10 protein-coding genes are annotated in these 16,693 nt (G+C 60.3%); 7 read left to right on the top strand and 3 right to left on the bottom strand.

Annotated features, from left to right (window positions below):
- Positions 1–3 precede the first annotated feature (3 nt).
- The 7 genes from DWW03_RS04485 to DWW03_RS04455 all read left to right on the top strand — a co-directional run bounded on the left by DWW03_RS04485 (position 4) and on the right by DWW03_RS04455 (position 11,895).
- Positions 4–2,991 (top strand): SusC/RagA family TonB-linked outer membrane protein, encoded by a 2,988-nt coding sequence (locus DWW03_RS04485; protein ID WP_022062175.1) that lies wholly within the window; start codon positions 4–6, stop codon positions 2,989–2,991.
- Positions 2,992–3,009: 18 nt separating this feature from the next.
- Positions 3,010–4,713 (top strand): RagB/SusD family nutrient uptake outer membrane protein, encoded by a 1,704-nt coding sequence (locus tag DWW03_RS04480; protein ID WP_022062174.1) that lies wholly within the window; start codon positions 3,010–3,012, stop codon positions 4,711–4,713.
- An 80-nt stretch (positions 4,714–4,793) separates the two neighbouring features.
- Positions 4,794–6,299 (top strand): calcineurin-like phosphoesterase C-terminal domain-containing protein, encoded by a 1,506-nt coding sequence (locus DWW03_RS04475; RefSeq protein ID WP_022062173.1) that lies wholly within the window; start codon positions 4,794–4,796, stop codon positions 6,297–6,299.
- Positions 6,300–6,380: 81 nt separating this feature from the next.
- Positions 6,381–8,621, top strand: a complete 2,241-nt coding sequence (locus DWW03_RS04470) for a glycoside hydrolase family 31 protein (RefSeq protein WP_118406383.1) — start codon at positions 6,381–6,383, stop codon at positions 8,619–8,621.
- Positions 8,622–8,769: 148 nt separating this feature from the next.
- Entirely contained in the window at positions 8,770–10,353 is a 1,584-nt protein-coding gene (locus tag DWW03_RS04465; protein WP_118406426.1) for a DUF6377 domain-containing protein, read from the top strand.
- A gap of 248 nt (positions 10,354–10,601) precedes the next feature.
- The gene (locus DWW03_RS04460) at positions 10,602–11,243 is read left to right on the top strand and encodes a DUF4136 domain-containing protein (protein WP_015546908.1); all 642 of its coding nucleotides are present in this window, start codon (positions 10,602–10,604) and stop codon (positions 11,241–11,243) included.
- A 25-nt stretch (positions 11,244–11,268) separates the two neighbouring features.
- A complete protein-coding gene (locus DWW03_RS04455; protein WP_118406382.1) occupies positions 11,269–11,895 on the top strand; it encodes an outer membrane beta-barrel protein in 627 nt (208 codons plus the stop codon).
- Between the two features lie 241 nt (positions 11,896–12,136).
- Here the strand turns inward: DWW03_RS04455 and DWW03_RS04450 are convergent, their stop codons facing one another.
- The 3 genes from DWW03_RS04450 to DWW03_RS04440 form a co-directional block, all read right to left on the bottom strand.
- A complete protein-coding gene (locus DWW03_RS04450; RefSeq protein ID WP_022062168.1) occupies positions 12,137–13,141 on the bottom strand; it encodes an aldo/keto reductase in 1,005 nt (334 codons plus the stop codon).
- Between the two features lie 102 nt (positions 13,142–13,243).
- Positions 13,244–16,120, bottom strand: coding sequence for a DNA polymerase I (gene polA, locus DWW03_RS04445; RefSeq protein WP_022062167.1), 2,877 nt, complete (start codon positions 16,118–16,120; stop codon positions 13,244–13,246).
- An 89-nt stretch (positions 16,121–16,209) separates the two neighbouring features.
- On the bottom strand, positions 16,210–16,647 hold the full coding sequence (locus DWW03_RS04440) for a 6-pyruvoyl trahydropterin synthase family protein (protein WP_118406381.1): 438 nt from the start codon (positions 16,645–16,647) through the stop codon (positions 16,210–16,212).
- Between the last annotated feature and the right edge of the window lie 46 nt (positions 16,648–16,693).

Below are 16,693 nucleotides of genomic sequence, written 5' to 3'. Positions count from 1 at the left end.
GATATGAAAAACAGATTTGCAGATACGGGAAAATCCTATGCAGGGTATTTTCTGCGTTTCGTGTTCTGCCTGGTGCTGACGGCGGCCGCGTCGCTGGCGCAGGCTCAGAACCGCAACCAGGTGAGCGGCAAGGTGACCGATAAGGCCGGAGAACCGCTCATCGGCGCCACGGTCGTGGTGGTCGGCACGACGACAGGTGCGACGACGGGGGCCGACGGTCGTTTCACGATCGGGGTTCCTGCCGGAGGCGAACTGAAAATCTCCTACATCGGCTATGTGGAGCAGACCGTCAAGGTCAGCGCGCAGTCGGTGCTCGACATCGTTCTGGAGGAAGACAGCCAGATGCTGAAAGATGTCGTCGTGATCGGCTACGGCACGATGGAGAAGAAGTCGGTGACTTCGTCCATCTCCTCGATCAAGGGCGACGATCTGGTGGCCGGCATGGGCGGCTCGACCATCGCCACGGCGCTTCAGGGCAAGATTCCCGGCCTGACCATTTCGGGCAGCGCCAGCCCCAACAGCAGCAACGACTTCCAGCTGCGCGGCGTGGCTTCGGTCAACGCCAGCAAAGGTCCGCTCGTGATCATCGACGGCATCCCCGGCGGCGACATGCGCGCGCTCAATCAGGAGGACATCGAGTCGGTAGACGTGCTCAAAGACGCCTCGGCAGGCGCCATCTACGGCACGCGCGCCGCCGGCGGTGTGATCCTCGTCACGACCAAACAGGCCCGGCAGGGCCGCGTAACGGCGCGTTATACGGGCGAATTCTCGGTCGAGGCCATCCGCAAGACCCCCGACCTGCTCTCATCAAGCGAGTACGTCGAGTACGGACTCGGCGAGGACTACGGTCACGACACCGACTGGTACAAGGAGCTTACCAACGAGCTTCCGTTTTCGCAGCGCCATTCGGTGAGCATTTCGGGCGGATCGAACGTGGCGCAGGTCTACACCTCCTTCATGGCGCAGAACCAGAAAGGCATCGTCATCGGCGACAACCGCAAGGACTACTCGGGCCGCGTCAACGCCAAGTTCAACCTTTTCGACGGAGTGGTCGAGATCCGCACCAACGCCCAGTTCCGCGAGGCCGAGCGCGACAACCGCAACTCGTCGGGCATCTTCAAGATGGCTTTCGGGCTCAACCCGACCATTCCGCTCCGCGACCCCGCCAATCCGTCGAACTACAACGTCGTCGGCAACGGCATCTCGGGAACGAGCTTCAACCCCGTGGCCGACATCATGCTGCGCACGAACAACGGCAAGGACCAGTGGCTGCTGGCCGATGCGACCGTGAAAATCAACCTGATGAAAGGTCTTTCATTGCAGGGTACCGTGGGTATCGACAAACGCCAGTATCAGCAGTACACCTACGTTTCGCACGACCACAAGGAGTCGATCGACAACAGCCGCCGCGGCGGAGCGTCGCACAAGTTCAGCAAGGACAACCGGGTCTCGATCGAAGCCTATGCCAACTACCACAAGGTTTTCCGCGAGGACCATACGCTCGACGCGGTTGCCGGTTATAGTTTCTGGCAGGCCGGCGGCGAAGATTTCAACATGGCGAACTACGACTTCCCGGTCGATGGGGTCGGTCCGTGGGATATGGGCGTGGGTTCGTACCTCTCGGAAGGGCGTGCCACGATGGACTCGGGCAAGGACCCGCGCGAACGGCTGCTCTCGCTGTTCGGCCGCGCCAACTATTCGTACAGGGACCGCTACATGGTGAGCGCGAGCTTCCGCCGCGAGGGTTCCTCGAAATTCGGCGCGAACAACCGCTGGGGTAACTTCTGGGCCCTCTCCGGAGGCTGGCGCATCTCGAACGAGACGTTCCTGCGCGACGTGAGGTGGGTCAACGACCTCAAAGTCCGCCTGGGCTACGGCGTCACGGGCAACAACGGCTTCGGAAACGGTTACACGACCCGCATGTACAAGGCCAACGACATGTGGCCGACCAACGGCATCTGGCAGCCCGGCTACGGTTCGGTCCGCAACGTCAACCCCGACCTCAAATGGGAGGAGAAATCGGAGCTGAATTTCGGTCTGGACTTCTCGCTGTTCGACGACCGGCTGTGGGGCAAGTTCGACATCTACCACCGCAAGGTCGATGACATGCTCTACGAAGTCAACGCCCCGATGCCCCCGATGGTGCACGATACGGTGATGAAGAACATCGGCAGTCTGGAAAACAAGGGCTGGGAATTCGAATTGGGCGGCGACATCGTCCGCAGCAAGAATTTCCGCTATACGTCCAGCCTGCGCCTGTCGCATAACAAGAGCAAAATCAAGCGTCTGGGCGACGACGGCTACTTCCTCGACCAGGTGACCTTCCCCTCGCCGGGCAACCCGGGCACGGCCGTGCGCCTGCAAAACGACGTCGAGATCGGCCAGTTCTTCGTCTACAAGTATGCCGGACTCGACGAGGACGGCAAATGGATGATCTACGACAAGAACAACGAGATCGTGCCTGCCGTGGACGGCACCAAGTCGAATCTCGTCGCCGAAAACAAGCACTTCGTGGGCAACGCCATTCCGAAAGTGATCCTTTCGTGGGACCACACGTTCCGCTACAAGAACTGGGACCTGTCGGTCTTCCTGCGCAGCTGGCTCGATTACGACGTGTTCAGCCAGGTCAACATGTACTACGGACTGGCCAACGATTCGCAGCTCAACGTCCTCAAGTCGGCCTATACGCGCAACCGCAACATCAAGGACGAAAAGATCCTCTGCGACTACTGGATCGACGACGCCTCCTTCCTCAAAATCGACGCCATCAACCTCGGCTACACGCTCGACCTGAAAAGGTGGACGCGCTACATCCAGTCGGCCAAGATCTACTTGACGATCCGCGACGTGGCCGTATTCACCGATTACAACGGCATCAACCCCGAGGTAGACATCAACGGCCTGAACCCCGGTTTCGAGTATGTGAACAACACGGCGTCGATGTATCCGCAGACGACCCGTTTCACGCTCGGCGTGCAATTAACGTTCTAAACAAAATCAGAGATGAATATGAAATTCAAACATATAGCAGCCGTATTGGCCGGAGCGGCCGCACTCTCCGCGCCTTCCTGCGATCTCAACGAGAAGTTCTATTCGGAGGTGACCCCCGACACGTTCTTCACCTCGCCCGAGAGCACCTATGCCGTGCTGTGCCGCCCCTTCACCCATTGGAAGTGGTACATCGGCGCCGACCGCTGGTACCTCCAGGAACTGACGACCGACGAAATGACCTGTCCCAAACGCGGCGCGGACTGGTACAACGGCGGAGAGTACTACCGCCTGCACTACCACACCTGGTCGCCCGACGACCGTTTCGTCGTGAACACCTACGACGGCACGACGGGCGGCATTTCGCGGGCTCTGGAGGCCAAAGCCGATCTGGAAGGCGTCGATTACAACGCCATCGGGCTCAGCGACGCCGTCAAGGCCGACCACATCAACCAGCTGAACGCCATCACGGCCTACTTCTACATGAAAGGTCTCGACTATTTCGGAGGGATGCCGATTTACCATTCGGTGAACGACGGTCTGCGCCCCCGCAATACGGCGCTCGAAACCTACCGGCACGTCGAAACGCTGCTCAAAAACGCCATTCCCGCCCTGGCGAAGAAATCCTCGCTCGGAGCCCCGGAGGACGGCTACATCAAGCAGGCTGCCGCGGCGGCGATGCTGGCCCAGCTCTATTTCAACGCCGAAGCGTACATCGGCGAGGAACACTTCGACGAATGCGCGCAGATCTGCCGCGACATCATCGGCGGCCTTTACGGCGTCTACGAACTGGACGACACGTGGTACGGCCCCCACACGTTCGACAACGACTCTTCGCACGAGGCGATCTGGAACGTTCCGTCGGAGAACTCGAAGGTCGAGTGGAGCTGGTATTTCAAGTATTTCTACCACAATTCGTCCTATGTCTATTTCGACATCGAAACCGCCGGTTACAACGGCTTCATCCTGACGCCTTCGCTCAACCCGCAGGGGAGCTACTACACCCAGTGGAAGCTGGGCAGCCCCTACCGCAAGTTCAACGACAAGGACCTGCGCAAGAAGCCCTACCGCTATCTCGGCAACAAGCGATACGAGGGCATGTTCCTCGTCGGCAAGCAGGTCAACTTCGACGATCCGACCAAAGTGTGCCTGGGACAGAAAGAGTACAGCGGCAAAGTCATCGACATGGTGGATCAGGTGGCCCGCTTCTCGGAGGTGGGCAGCAAATACGGCTCGGTGGCCGAACTGACTTCGACGATGGCCGACGGCGAGGAGAATTCGGGCATCCGTCTGGTGAAATCCCCGCAGCCCAACCTTGCGGACAAGCAGCTGCGCTGGAATCCCGACTGTCCGGTCATCCGCCTGTCGGAGATCTATTACATGCTGGCCGAATGCGAACTGCGCGCCGGGCACAAGAAAGAGGCCGCCGAACTGATCAATCAGGTGCGTGCGCGCAACTTCGAGAACCGCAACGACCCCGATCCCGTGACCGCGGACAATCTCGACGAATACCGCATGCTCGACGAATGGATGATCGAGTTCCTCGGAGAGGGACGCCGCCGCACCGATCTGATCCGCTGGGGCGCGTTCACCTCCGAGTCGTGGTGGGACCACACCCCCTCGAATGACAAGAACATGAACCGCTTCCCGATTCCCAACTCGGCCATATCGGCCAACAACCTGATCAAGCAGAATCCGGGGTACGGAGGTACGGCCGAAGAGTAGAACGCCGCTTTTCCCCGGATGCCCGAGGGTGTCCGGGGAGAAATCCGGCCTTTTCATAAACCAAACAAAAAAACCGAACAATGATCAAACACCTGTTCAAATACCTGCTGATAGTCCTGCTCGCCGGAGGGTTCACGGCCTGCTCCGAAGACGAAGGCGCCCAAATACTCGGCGGCCTTTACGAAAAGGTTGACATCGCCCCCGAACCCGGCATGAACCTCGTGGGCCGCGTGACCGACGGCAAGAATCCGATCGAAGGCGCGGTTGTGAGCGACGGCTTCACCGTAACGACCACCGATGCGCAGGGGGTCTACCAGATGCGCGTGAAGAAGAGCACTCCGTTCGTGTTCGTCTCGGTGCCCGCCGACTGCGAGATCCCGGTGGAGAACGGCATGCCGAAGATCTATAAGAAGATCGCCTTGGGCGACAACGACGTTGTGCAGCGCAGTTTCACGCTCGAACGCACCGGCAAAAAGGAGCGGTTCACCCTGCTGGCGCTGGCCGACGTGCAGATCGGCCGCGACGACGAGGTCGTGATGCTCGAAAAAGAGGTGCTGCCCCTGCTGGTGCCCTACGTACAGCAGCTGGACAAACCGGTCTACGGCATTTCGCTGGGCGACCTGGTGTGGGACAACATGCCTTTCCACAGCGTCTACAAGGAGCAGATCCGGAAGATCGGCGTACCCGTCTTCCAGGTGATCGGCAACCACGACCACGACAAGGCCATCGGCATGGACACGGAGGCCGACCACAGTTTCCGTGCGGCGTTCGGCCCCACCTATTATTCGTACAACATCGGCGACTGCCACTTCGTCGTGCTCGACGACGTGCTCTACACCGGCTCTTCCAACTACACCGCCGAAATCACCGAGGCGCAGATGGCATGGCTGGAACAGGACCTGAAACACGTGCCCAAAGACAAACTCATCATCATAGGAGTGCATATCGCCACCTCGCGCCGCAACCGCCCCACGAGCCACATCGCCAACTACCGGGAGCTCTACGCCCTGCTCGACGGATACAATGTCCGCATCCTTTCGGGACACTCGCACAACAACTACACCACGACGATCTCCGAAACCATCGAGGAGAACACGCTCGGCGCCGTGATGGGCGCCTACTGGAACGGCGAGGAGCTGTGCAACGACGGCAGCCCCCGGGGCTATGCGGTCTACGAGATCGAGGGCAACCGGATCGCAAACTGGTATTATAAGGGTACGGCCTATCCCAAGGAGTACCAGATGTACCTCTACGGTCCCGGGCAGGCGGTGTCCGAGCAATACCGCGACGGGCTGATCTTCAACATCTTCAACTGGCACTCCACCTGGACGGTCGAGGTCCGGGAGGACGATGCCGCCTGGACGACCCTGCCCTCCGGATCGAACCTGAAATACGAGATGGACCGCCGGGCCTACGACTTCATGTACGGCGACACCAAACCCGAGCACCGCCCGACGGCCGAACCGGAGACGAACAACGACCACATGTTCTATTACGAACCGTCGTCCGCGACGTGGAGCGAAGTCACGGTAAAGGCGTCCGACCCCTACGGAAACGTCTATACCGAGAGTATCCGGAACGAATAGAACCCATTACGAAGAATCGAATCCCCTCTCCGCATCGTCGGAATGAACGGTGCGGAGAATTTTTCAACTGTTTTTCAATCCATGAAAAAATTTTTCCCGACACTTCTGCTCTTGCTGAGCTGCGGACTTTCGGCCGTCGCACAGCCATCAGGGAATCCGCTCGTCTTCGGCGAGAACCGCCTGACGCTCATCACGCCGACGCTCTTCCGGCTGGAATTCGCCCGCGACGGCAAATTCATCGACGATCCCACGATCTTCGCCTACGACCGTTCGAACCTGCTTCCCGCGGACCGGTTCGAGGTGCGGGCGCTGGGCGGCGACCGCTACGAGATCACGACCGAGGCCCTGCGTATCGTCTACGAGCACGACGGCTTCCCGTTCGGACTGCACAACTTCGCGGCCTACTACAAGCTCAACGGCAAGGAAAAGAAGTTCACCAACCGCTGCATCTTCCGCAACAACCTCGGCGGTCCGGTCGAAACCCTCGACCGCGTCACCGGTGAAATCCCCATGCAGGACGGGTTGCTGAGCCGCGACGGCTGGTACGTGATCGACGACGAACGCTCCGACCTGCTGGTCGATGGATGGCTCCGCCCGCGCGACACCCGCAGCCATGTGCAGGACCAGTACTGCTTCGTCTACGGCAACGACTACAAGGCCGCGCTGGCCGACCTGGGAGCCATCGGCGGACGGGTTCCGATGACCCGCAAATACATCCACGGCGTCTGGTACTGCCGCTACTGGGACTACACCTCCGAGGAGTTCCTCTCGATCATCGACGGCTACGAGCAGAACGACTTCCCGCTCGACAACCTCGTCTTCGACATGGGCTGGCACACCTACACGGCCCGAACCGGCACCGGTCATGCCGGCAGCCGCAGTTGGACGGGCTATACCTGGGAGCGCGAACGCATTCCCGATCCCGAAGCGCTGATCGCCGAGGTGCACCGCCGCGGCGTGACCGTGTCGCTCAACGACCATCCGCACGACGGCATCCGTCCCCACGAGGAGATGTACGGCGCCTTTATGAAGGATATGGGGGCCGATCCGGCCAAACCGCTCCTTTTCGACCTGGGCGACCGCAAATACATGGAGACCTTCTTCAAACACGCCCATCACACCACCGAGGATATGGGCGTCGATTTCTGGTGGCTCGACTGGCAGCAGAACTACCTCTATCCCGAGGTGCGGGGATACCGTTCCACCTCGTTGCAGTGGATCAACGAACTTTACTACCGCGAAACGGAGCGGAAAGGACTGCGCGGCGCGGGTTACAGCCGTTGGGCCGGGTGGGGCGACCACCGCCATCCCATCCAGTTCTCGGGCGACGCGCAGGCCAACTGGGAGATGCTGGCTTTCGAGGTCAAGCTCACGGCCGCCAGCGGCAATGCGGGCTGCTACTACTGGGCGCACGACATCGGCGGATTCCGCGGCGACCCCAATCCCGAACTTACCGTGCGCTGGACGCAGTTCGGAGCCTTGTCGGCCGCCCTGCGCGTGCACTCGACCAAGGATGCGCGGCTCGACCGCCGTCCGTGGATCAGCGGCGAACGCGAAACCGCCGCCATGCGCCGCATGTACCACATGCGCTCGGAGCTGATGCCCTACGTTTACAGCAGCGTCTGGCAGACCCATTCGACGATGGTGCCGCTGAACCGCCCGATGTATATCGAATACGGCGGCGACGAACGCGCGTACTGCAACGAGCAGGAGTTCCTTTTCGGGGACCTGCTGCTCGCCGCTCCCATCGCCTCGCCCGGCACGGGCCCCGACAAGGTCGCTTCGCAGCGGGTGTGGTTCCCCGGAGAGGATGTCTGGTACGACTTCTTCACCCACGAACGCTTCGACGGCGGCCGGGAGTGCGAAATATCCAAGCCGCTCGAAGAGTTTCCGCTCTACGTCCGGGGAGGCTGGGTGCTGCCCATGCAGCCCTATACGCCGCGGCCGGCCTCGACGCCGCTCACGACGCTCGTCATGCGCGTCTACCCCTCGGCCGGCGATGCCGACAACACCTATACGCTCTACGAGGACGACGGAGTGACCCGCGATTACGAACAGGGCGCGTATGCGACCACGCAGCTCAATTACCGCCGGACGGGGCGGGTGACGACCGTAACGGTACGTCCCACCGCAGGCTCTTACGAAGGTCAGGTCGTCAAACGCGCCTACCGGCTTCAGCTCCCCGCCGCCGGGAAGATCGAAAGAGCGAAGGTCGGCGGCCGCAGCGTGAAGCCTGTGTTCGATGAAAAGCTGAAATGCCATGTGATAGAGGTCCCCGCGGCTGACATCCGCCGGGAGGTGAAGATCGAAATCATCGGTTGATCCGGCCGCCGAAGACCGGAACGTGCGACGAATCTCCGCCGGAAAACGGTGCGGGATTCGTCTTTTTTTGTAAATTTGTATATTTGAACAAGCGTCCCGATGAAAAAGTTGATCATGTTCTCCCCCCCCCCTCGTTTTTGTGATCTGTATGGTTCTGCTTTGTGCCTGTCATGAGAGTGATAACGAACAGATACTCGACCAGTTGGATCAGGTCATCGAAAGTAAGGGCCTCTATGCGGTACGTTTCGAACGGCGAGTAGACTCGCTGCGGAGGGAACTATGCACCGCGTCCGACGACACGATGCGGTGGAGGACGGCCAATCGGCTGTTCGATTCCTATATCACTTACAACATCGACACGGCGGCCCGTTACGTCGCCCTGATGTACGACCTTGCCGAGCACACGGGCCGCCGGGACATGAAGTTTCTGTCCACCACCTGCGACATATCCGTCCTGATCGGCCGCAACAACATCGAAGACGCTTACGACCGGATTCGGTCGCTCGATACCGCAGGCATCACCAAGCGGATGCGTGCGAACTACTACACTCAGCAGATGGTCGTCTACGGGCGTCTCGCCTCGCAGAACACCTCCGAATCCCGCAGCAGGGCCTATGCCGACACACTCGCCCGGATACGGCGCGTGCGCATCGGCTTCGACGGACACTCGTACGTCACACGCCAGCGGCTGCGGGCCATCGACCTGCTGTCGCAGCAGCGTTGCGACGAGGCGCTCGATGTGCTGCTGCCGCTTTACAACCCCCGGCAGAGTTCGCGGACACTGGCCCGCGTGGCGTACAACATAGCCAACGTATACGAAACCCTCGGCGACCGCGAGCAGCGCAAATACTGGCTCGCCCGCGCCGCGGTGAACGACCTGCGAACCCCCGTCCGGGAGTACCTCTCCCTGTACGAACTGGCGCTGATGATGTTCGAGGAGAAGGACATGGAGCGTGCGGCCCGCTACATTCAGTGCACGGTCGCCGATATGCTTTCGTGCAACTACAACACGCGCATCTTCCATTCGAGCCAGGCCGAGATGATCATCAATCAGGCCGTGGTTTACAGCATCAACTCCCGCAGCCGCATCCTGACGGTCATGGTCAGCGTTTTCCTGCTTCTGCTGGTGATCATAGCCCTGCTGCTGTTCCACACGCAGCGCCAGCACCGGCGGCTGAGGCGCAACACCTCCCTGATTTACGAAGTCAACAGGCGGCTTCACGAACGCAACGAACAGTTCCGGATCGTGAACGACCATCTGCGCGATGCCAACAAGATCAAAGACAGTTATGTGTTCCGCTACATGCAGCTCGCCACGCATTACATCGGCCGGGTCGACGAATACCGGATGGAATTGCGAAAAACCGCCAAAACCGACGGTACGGAGGCCCTGATGCGCAAACTGCGGTCGCCTTCGGATGTGGACCGCAATTACCGCGACTTCTACCGCATCTTCGACGAAACGTTCCTCGGCATCTTCCCCGACTTCGTAGAGCGGGTCAACGAGTTGCTCGAAGAGCCGGCGCGTTTTCCGGTGCGTTCGGACGGGGCTCTTTCGACCGAACTGCGCATCCTGGCCGTCATGCGGCTGGGGATCACCGACAGCGGTTGCATCGCCAGTTTTCTGAACTGCGCTTCGGCAACGGTTTATACCTATCGCACCAAACTCCGCAATTCGGCGCTCGGCTCGCGCAGCGATTTCGAAAACCGGGTTCGGCGCATCGGCCTCTGACCGGATTTCTTACGGATCGCCCATTTGCGGCGGGGATTCTTTCATAGTGGCTGTTTCATACGGGTTGTCAGATCTGGACCGGTTTTGACAACCGGCTATCAGTGTGCCGTTTACGCGGGGATCGGGTTCTCCGTGTCATGAAAACGGCTTCTTTATACGCGATTCGGGCCCTGCGCCGGGAAACCCGCGCGCGGGGAACGGAATTTGAAACGATGGTCGGGACAGCAAACCAAAAAAATTAAACAACCATGAACGTCAAAAAAATCCGTTACATTGCACTCGCGCTCGTCGTAGCTGCGTTCTGCTCGTGCCAGAAAGAACCCTCGACGTCGGATCTCCACAGGGATTATCTGGTCTACACCGCCCACGATACCGGCACCGACTTCGCCGCGATCGACACCTACTACATTCCCGACAGTATCCTGATCATCGGGAACAGCGACAAAACCGAATACTGGAAAGACGCCGACGCCATGGCGATCATCGGCACGGTGGTCGGCAAACTCGACGATGCGGGCTACACGCGCACCGAGGACAAAGACGCCGCCAGCGTGGGCATCCAGCTCAGCTACGTCCGCAAAGTGACCTACTTCGTAGGCTACGACTATCCCTACTGGTGGTGGTACTATCCCTACTACTGGGCTCCCGGCTACTGGGGCGACTGGGTGGGATGGCACTATCCTTACAGCGTTTACTACGGGTACACGGCCGGTTCGCTGCTGATGGAAATGCTGGACCTCCAGGCCGATCAGGAGAGCGGCAAGAAACTGCCTATCGTATGGGACAGCTTCATCGGCGGCCTGCTGACCTCCGACGCCGACCTCAACCAGCAGCGCACGATCGCCGCCGTCGAGCAGGCATTCGAACAGTCGCCTTACCTGGCCAAATAGTTTAACAGCAAAAAATCGTCCGATTATGAAAACATCGAAATACCTCAAAACCATCGCTTTCTGCGCCTTGATGCTCGCTGCGGCCATGCCGGGCAAAGCGCAGGTATTCCCCAACACCTACATCAACATCGACTGGCAGGTAGGCGTGCCTCTGGGCGCCGGTTTCGCCGACAAGGCCTCGGGCTGGGGCATGAACTTCGAAGGCGGATACTTCGTCACGCCGGCCATCACCGTCGGTCCGTTCATCTCCTACCAGACCAACCTCCAGAGCATTTCGCGCCAGACGCTCGATCTGGGCAACGGATCGGCGCTGACGACCAACCAGAAACACGCGCTGTTCCAGCTGCCGTTCGGTGTCACTGGACGATACAACTGGCTTACCGACAGCGTATTCCAGCCATATGCGGGTCTGAAGCTGGGCGCCAACTACGCCGAAATGTCATCGTACTACTACATCATCAAGCAGTACACCGACACCTGGGGATTCTACCTCTCGCCCGAAATCGGCGTGTCGATATTCCCGAGGCCCGACTACCGGCTGGGGTTCCACGTAGCGCTCTATTACAGCTACTCGACCAACAGCGGCGACGTGCTGACTTACTCGATGAACAACATCAACAATTTCGGTATCCGCGTCGGTATCTCCTTCTGACGCCCGTTGGGTGACGCCTCACCGGAACGCCGGACCCGTTGCAGGGTTCGGCGTTTTCATGCGTCCGGATTTGACGGTTCCGGTTTAAAAACCTATCTTGCAGGACCGAAAACTATTTCGCCCTGGCGGCCGCCCGCATCCCCGCCTTTTCTACATCGGCCAGAAGCGGCAGCGCCTTCCCATGACACGAAAGACCCGATTTCGCAGGAAATCGGGTCTTTTTTTCGGCTTCGGAAGAGGGTCATTCCCGCGAAAGGGCATCAATGCGCGCCAGTTCGTCGTCGGAGAAGGAGGCGTTTTCCAACGCCCGCAGGTTGTCTTCGATCTGCGCCGCGGAGCTGGCCCCGACGATTACCGACGTAACGCGTTTGTCGCGCAGAAGCCATGCCAGCGCCATTTCGGCCAGCGTTTGGCCGCGCTGCCGGGCGATGTCGTTCAGGGCGCGGAGACGTTCCAGCATCGCGTCGGTCAGCACCTCGCGCTGCAACGAACGACCCGCCGCCATGCGCGAATCCTGCGGAATGCCGTCGAGGTAACGACCCGTCAGCAGTCCTTGCGCCAGCGGCGAAAAGGCGACGAAGCCCGAACCCGACGCGGCGGAAAGCGACAGCACGCCCGAAGTTTCGGGCTGGCGGCTGAAGATATTGTACCGGTCCTGAAAAAGCAGGCACGGAACGTCGCGTTCGGCGAGGTAGCGGAAGGCGAAACGCGCCGCTTCGAGCGGGTAGCGCGACAATCCGACGTAGAGCGCCTTGCCCCGGCGGACGATGTCGACCAATGCCTGGAGGGTCTCCTCAAGGGGCGTCTCGGGGTCGTGGCGGTGGGAATAGAAGATGTCGACATAATCGAGTTTCATGCGGCGCAGGCTCTGGTCGAGGCTCGCTGTGAGGTATTTGCGCGATCCCCAGTTGCCGTAGGGTCCCGGCCACATGTCGTAACCCGCTTTGGTCGCGATGAACATTTCGTCGCGGTAGGGGCGGAACGAGCGTTCCATCAGACGGCCGAAATTCTCCTCGGCCGTGCCGTACGCCGGCCCATAGTTGTTCGCAAGGTCGAAATGGGTGATTCCGCGGTCGAAGGCGTAATGGGCCATCCGCTGCACGTTGGAGAAGGCCTGCCCGCTGCCGAAATTGTGCCACATACCCAGCGAAAAGGCCGGCAGCAGCACGCCGCTGCGCCCGGCGCGCCGGTAGACCATACCGTCGTCGTAACGGTCGGGCGAAGGTTGATAGGGTGATTCAATCATGGCTGTAAACAGTTATTCCCGAAAGCCTCCCTTTTCAAAGGGAGGTTCAGAGGTTTTGTCGAAATGGAGGCGCAAGGCGCATCGGTTGTGACTTTTCCACAATCAATGCGCTTCCAGCCAGTTGCCGCCCACGCCGGCGTCGGCGATCAGCCGGACCTTGAGCTGCGCGGCGGACTCCATGCACTCGGTGACGATCGCCGTGACACGCTCCTGCTCCGAGCGGAGCATGTCGACCACCAGTTCGTCGTGCACTTGCAGGATCACCCGCGAGCGGATGCCTTCGGCGGCGAAACGCCGGTGAACGTTGATCATGGCGATCTTCATAATGTCGGCCGCAGAACCCTGAATCGGGGCGTTCACGGCGTTGCGCTCGGCAAGGCCGCGGGCGATGGCGTTGTGCGACGCGATGTCGTTGAGGTAGCGGCGGCGGCCGAAAATCGTCGAGACGAAACCCTCCTCCTTGGCCTTCTCGACCACGTTGTCCATATACTTCTTGACCCCGGGGTAGGAGGCGAAATAGCCGTCGATGATCTCCTTGGCCTCCTTGCGCGGAATTTCGAGCCGCTGGCTCAACCCGAAGGCCGAAATGCCGTAGATGATGCCGAAATTGGCCGTCTTGGCCCGGCGGCGTTCTTCGGAGGTCACCTCGTCGAGCGTTTTGTTGAAGAGCTTGGCGGCCGTGGCGGCATGGATGTCCTCGCCGTGCTCGAAGGCCGCGATCAACGACTCGTCGCCCGAAAGGTGGGCCATCAGCCGCAGTTCGACCTGGCTGTAATCGGCCGAAAGCAGCAGGTGATCGTCGTCCGAGGGGATGAACGCCTTGCGGATGCGGCGGCCCATGTCGTCGCGGACGGGGATGTTCTGCAAATTGGGATTCGTCGACGAAAGGCGTCCCGTGGCCGTCACGGCCTGGTTGAACGAGGTGTGGATGCGCCCCGTCGAGCGGTTGACCAGCTGGGGCAGCGCCTCGACATAGGTCGAAAGCAGTTTCTTCACGCCCCGGTATTCGAGGATCAGATCGACGATCCGGTGTTTGCGGGCGAACAACTGGAGGTAGTCCTCGTCGGTGCAGAACTGCTTGGTCTTGGTCATCTTGGGCTTCTCGGCAATGCGCATTTTCCCGAAAAGCACCTCGCCCAGCTGGCGCGCCGAGTTGATGTTCAGGTTCGGTTCGCCCGCCTCGGTGCGGATCGCCGCCTCCAGTTCCGCGAGTTTGCGGTTCAACTCGACGGCATAGACCGCCAGCGCTTCGGAGTCGATCCTCACGCCCGCCATCTCAATGTCGGCCAGCACGGCGATCATCGGCTCCTCGATCTCGAAATAGAGGTGCTGGAGGCCGATCTGCTCGATCATGGGGTAGAGCGCCTGCTTGAGTTGCAGCGTCACATCGGCATCCTCGGCGGCGTACTCCTTGACGCGTTCGACGTTCACAAGGTCCATCGTCAGCTGCTTCGAGCCTTTGCCGATGAGCGTTTCGATCTCGATGGGCTTGTAATTGAGGTATTTCTCCGCAAGGGCGTTCATGTTGTGGCGCGACTCGGGATCGAGCAGGTAGTGGAGGATCATCGTGTCGTACATGCGGCCCCGGATCGTGATGCCCAGCCGGCGCAGCACCATCAGGTCGAACTTGATGTTCTGCCCGATCTTGGCGATCTTCTCATCCTCGAACAGCGGCCGCACGATCTCCGCATACTCGGGCGTATCCTTCTCCAGGAAAGGCACGTACCACGCTTTGAACGGTTCCACGGCGAGCGACAGCCCGACGATGCGGTCGTTGAAGATGTCGAAACCCGTGGTCTCGGTGTCGAAACAGAATTCGGGGTATCTGCCGACCGCGGCGACCACCTCGCGCAGCTGCGCGGCAGTTTCCACAAGCGTGTACTCGTGGGGCGTCGTCTGGGCCGTCCGGAACTGTATCGCCTCGGCTTCGGCCTGAAGTTCGGCCACAGGAACCTCCTGCGCCGCAGGAAGCGGCACGACGGGGTCGCCGAACAGATTGCCCTGTCCCGCCAGCGCGGCCTTCTTCGCCGCGGCCGACTTGGCGCGGGCCATCTCCGCCAGCTGGGTCTGCGCCTCCTGGCGCGGACCTTCGGGAAGCGGCTCGGCGGGTGCGAGGTTCGTCAGATCGTTCATAAAAGCCTTGAAATCCAATTCGGCGAAGATCCCGCGCAGCTGGTCGATATGCGGGTCGCAAACCGTGAGGTCCTCCTCGCGGAAGGGGATCGGCACGTCGAGGCAGATGGTCGTCAGGCGCTTGGCCAGCCGCAGGTTGTCGGCCCACCCGGCGATCTTCTCGCCCTGCTTCCCGGGAATTTTGCCGACATTCTCCAGAATGTTTTCCACCGTTCCCCACTCCCGGACCAGTTTGCAGGCGATCTTCTCGCCGATGCCCGGGACGCCGGGAATATTGTCCGAGGCATCGCCCCACAGCGCAAGGATGTCGCGCACCAGCTGCGGGTCGTCGATGCCGTACTTCTCGCGGATGGCCTCGCGGTCGACGATCTCGATGCTGCCCTCGGCGCCCCGCTGTTTGTAGATGCGGCAGTTGTCGCGCACCAGCTGGCCGTAATCCTTGTCGGGCGTCACCATATAGACGTCGTAACCGGCTTCGACACCCTTCTGCGAAAGGGTTCCGATCACGTCGTCGGCCTCGTAACCCGCCACTTCGAGAATCGGAATGCACATCGCGTCGAGCACCCGTTTCACGTAGGGTATCGAAAGCAGGATGTCCTCGGGGGTTTCGGAACGGTTGGCCTTGTATTCCGGAAAGATGTCGCGGCGGAAGCTGCCGCCCTTGGGATCGAACGCCACGCCCAACAGATCGGGCCTTTCGCGTTTCTGGATGTCGCGCAGGAACTTCACGAAGCCGAACACCACGGAGGTGTTCATCCCCTCGCGGTTACGCATCGGACGGCCCAAAAAGGCATAGTAATACTTGAAAATCAACGCATAGGCGTCGACCAGAAAGAGTTTTTTCATATCAGATAAGTTGCGTCAATTAGAGTCACCTTTGCCCCGCTGCGGCCATTTTCACAAACCCGCCGCATCCGGAATCCCTGCTTGTCTTCTTACATATTGTCCTCGGCGAACCACTCGGCGAACGATGTCGCCGTCTCGTGCAGGCGCAGCGAGTGGAGCGCGACGCCTTCGGGAAGGCGCGCGGCGATGCGGGCGGCGAAATCGCCGAGCATGTTCTCGCACGTCGGCTGGTAGCCCACCGTAACCACATTGCCGAAGCGTTCGGCGAGCACGCGGAAAAATTCCTCCCCGGATTCCGAGGCGCGCAGCACTAGCGCATGGTCGAAATGCGAGACGATCTCCTCGCTGACGATCCGTTTCAGTACGCCGAAATCCAGCACCATGCCGCATTTCGGGTTGGACGCATCTTCGGCCGGAGTACCCTTAACCGTTACAAACAGACGGTAGGAGTGCCCGTGAATCTCGCGGCACGGACCGTCGTATCCGTCGAGCGCATGAGCCGCCTCGAACGAAAATTCTTTAGTCAATCTGATAACTGCCATATTGCAAAGATAATGTAAAGCGCAAAATATT

Source organism: Alistipes sp. AF14-19, assembly GCF_003461645.1.
In the GTDB taxonomy this organism is placed as follows: domain Bacteria; phylum Bacteroidota; class Bacteroidia; order Bacteroidales; family Rikenellaceae; genus Alistipes; species Alistipes shahii.
The sequence above is the reverse complement of the archived record's forward strand: the minus strand, read 5'-3'. Positions and strand labels throughout refer to the sequence as shown.

What these genes read in the sequence shown, in the direction of transcription:
- DWW03_RS04485 (WP_022062175.1), top strand. Translation starts at nt 4, where the DNA reads ATGAAAAACAGATTTGCAGATACGGGAAAATCCTATGCAGGGTATTTT.
- DWW03_RS04480 (WP_022062174.1), top strand. Translation starts at nt 3,010, where the DNA reads ATGAAATTCAAACATATAGCAGCCGTATTGGCCGGAGCGGCCGCACTC.
- DWW03_RS04475 (WP_022062173.1), top strand. Translation starts at nt 4,794, where the DNA reads ATGATCAAACACCTGTTCAAATACCTGCTGATAGTCCTGCTCGCCGGA.
- DWW03_RS04470 (WP_118406383.1), top strand. Translation starts at nt 6,381, where the DNA reads ATGAAAAAATTTTTCCCGACACTTCTGCTCTTGCTGAGCTGCGGACTT.
- DWW03_RS04465 (WP_118406426.1), top strand. Translation starts at nt 8,770, where the DNA reads ATGGTTCTGCTTTGTGCCTGTCATGAGAGTGATAACGAACAGATACTC.
- DWW03_RS04460 (WP_015546908.1), top strand. Translation starts at nt 10,602, where the DNA reads ATGAACGTCAAAAAAATCCGTTACATTGCACTCGCGCTCGTCGTAGCT.
- DWW03_RS04455 (WP_118406382.1), top strand. Translation starts at nt 11,269, where the DNA reads ATGAAAACATCGAAATACCTCAAAACCATCGCTTTCTGCGCCTTGATG.
- DWW03_RS04450 (WP_022062168.1), bottom strand. Translation starts at nt 13,141, where the DNA reads ATGATTGAATCACCCTATCAACCTTCGCCCGACCGTTACGACGACGGT.
- polA (WP_022062167.1), bottom strand. Translation starts at nt 16,120, where the DNA reads ATGAAAAAACTCTTTCTGGTCGACGCCTATGCGTTGATTTTCAAGTAT.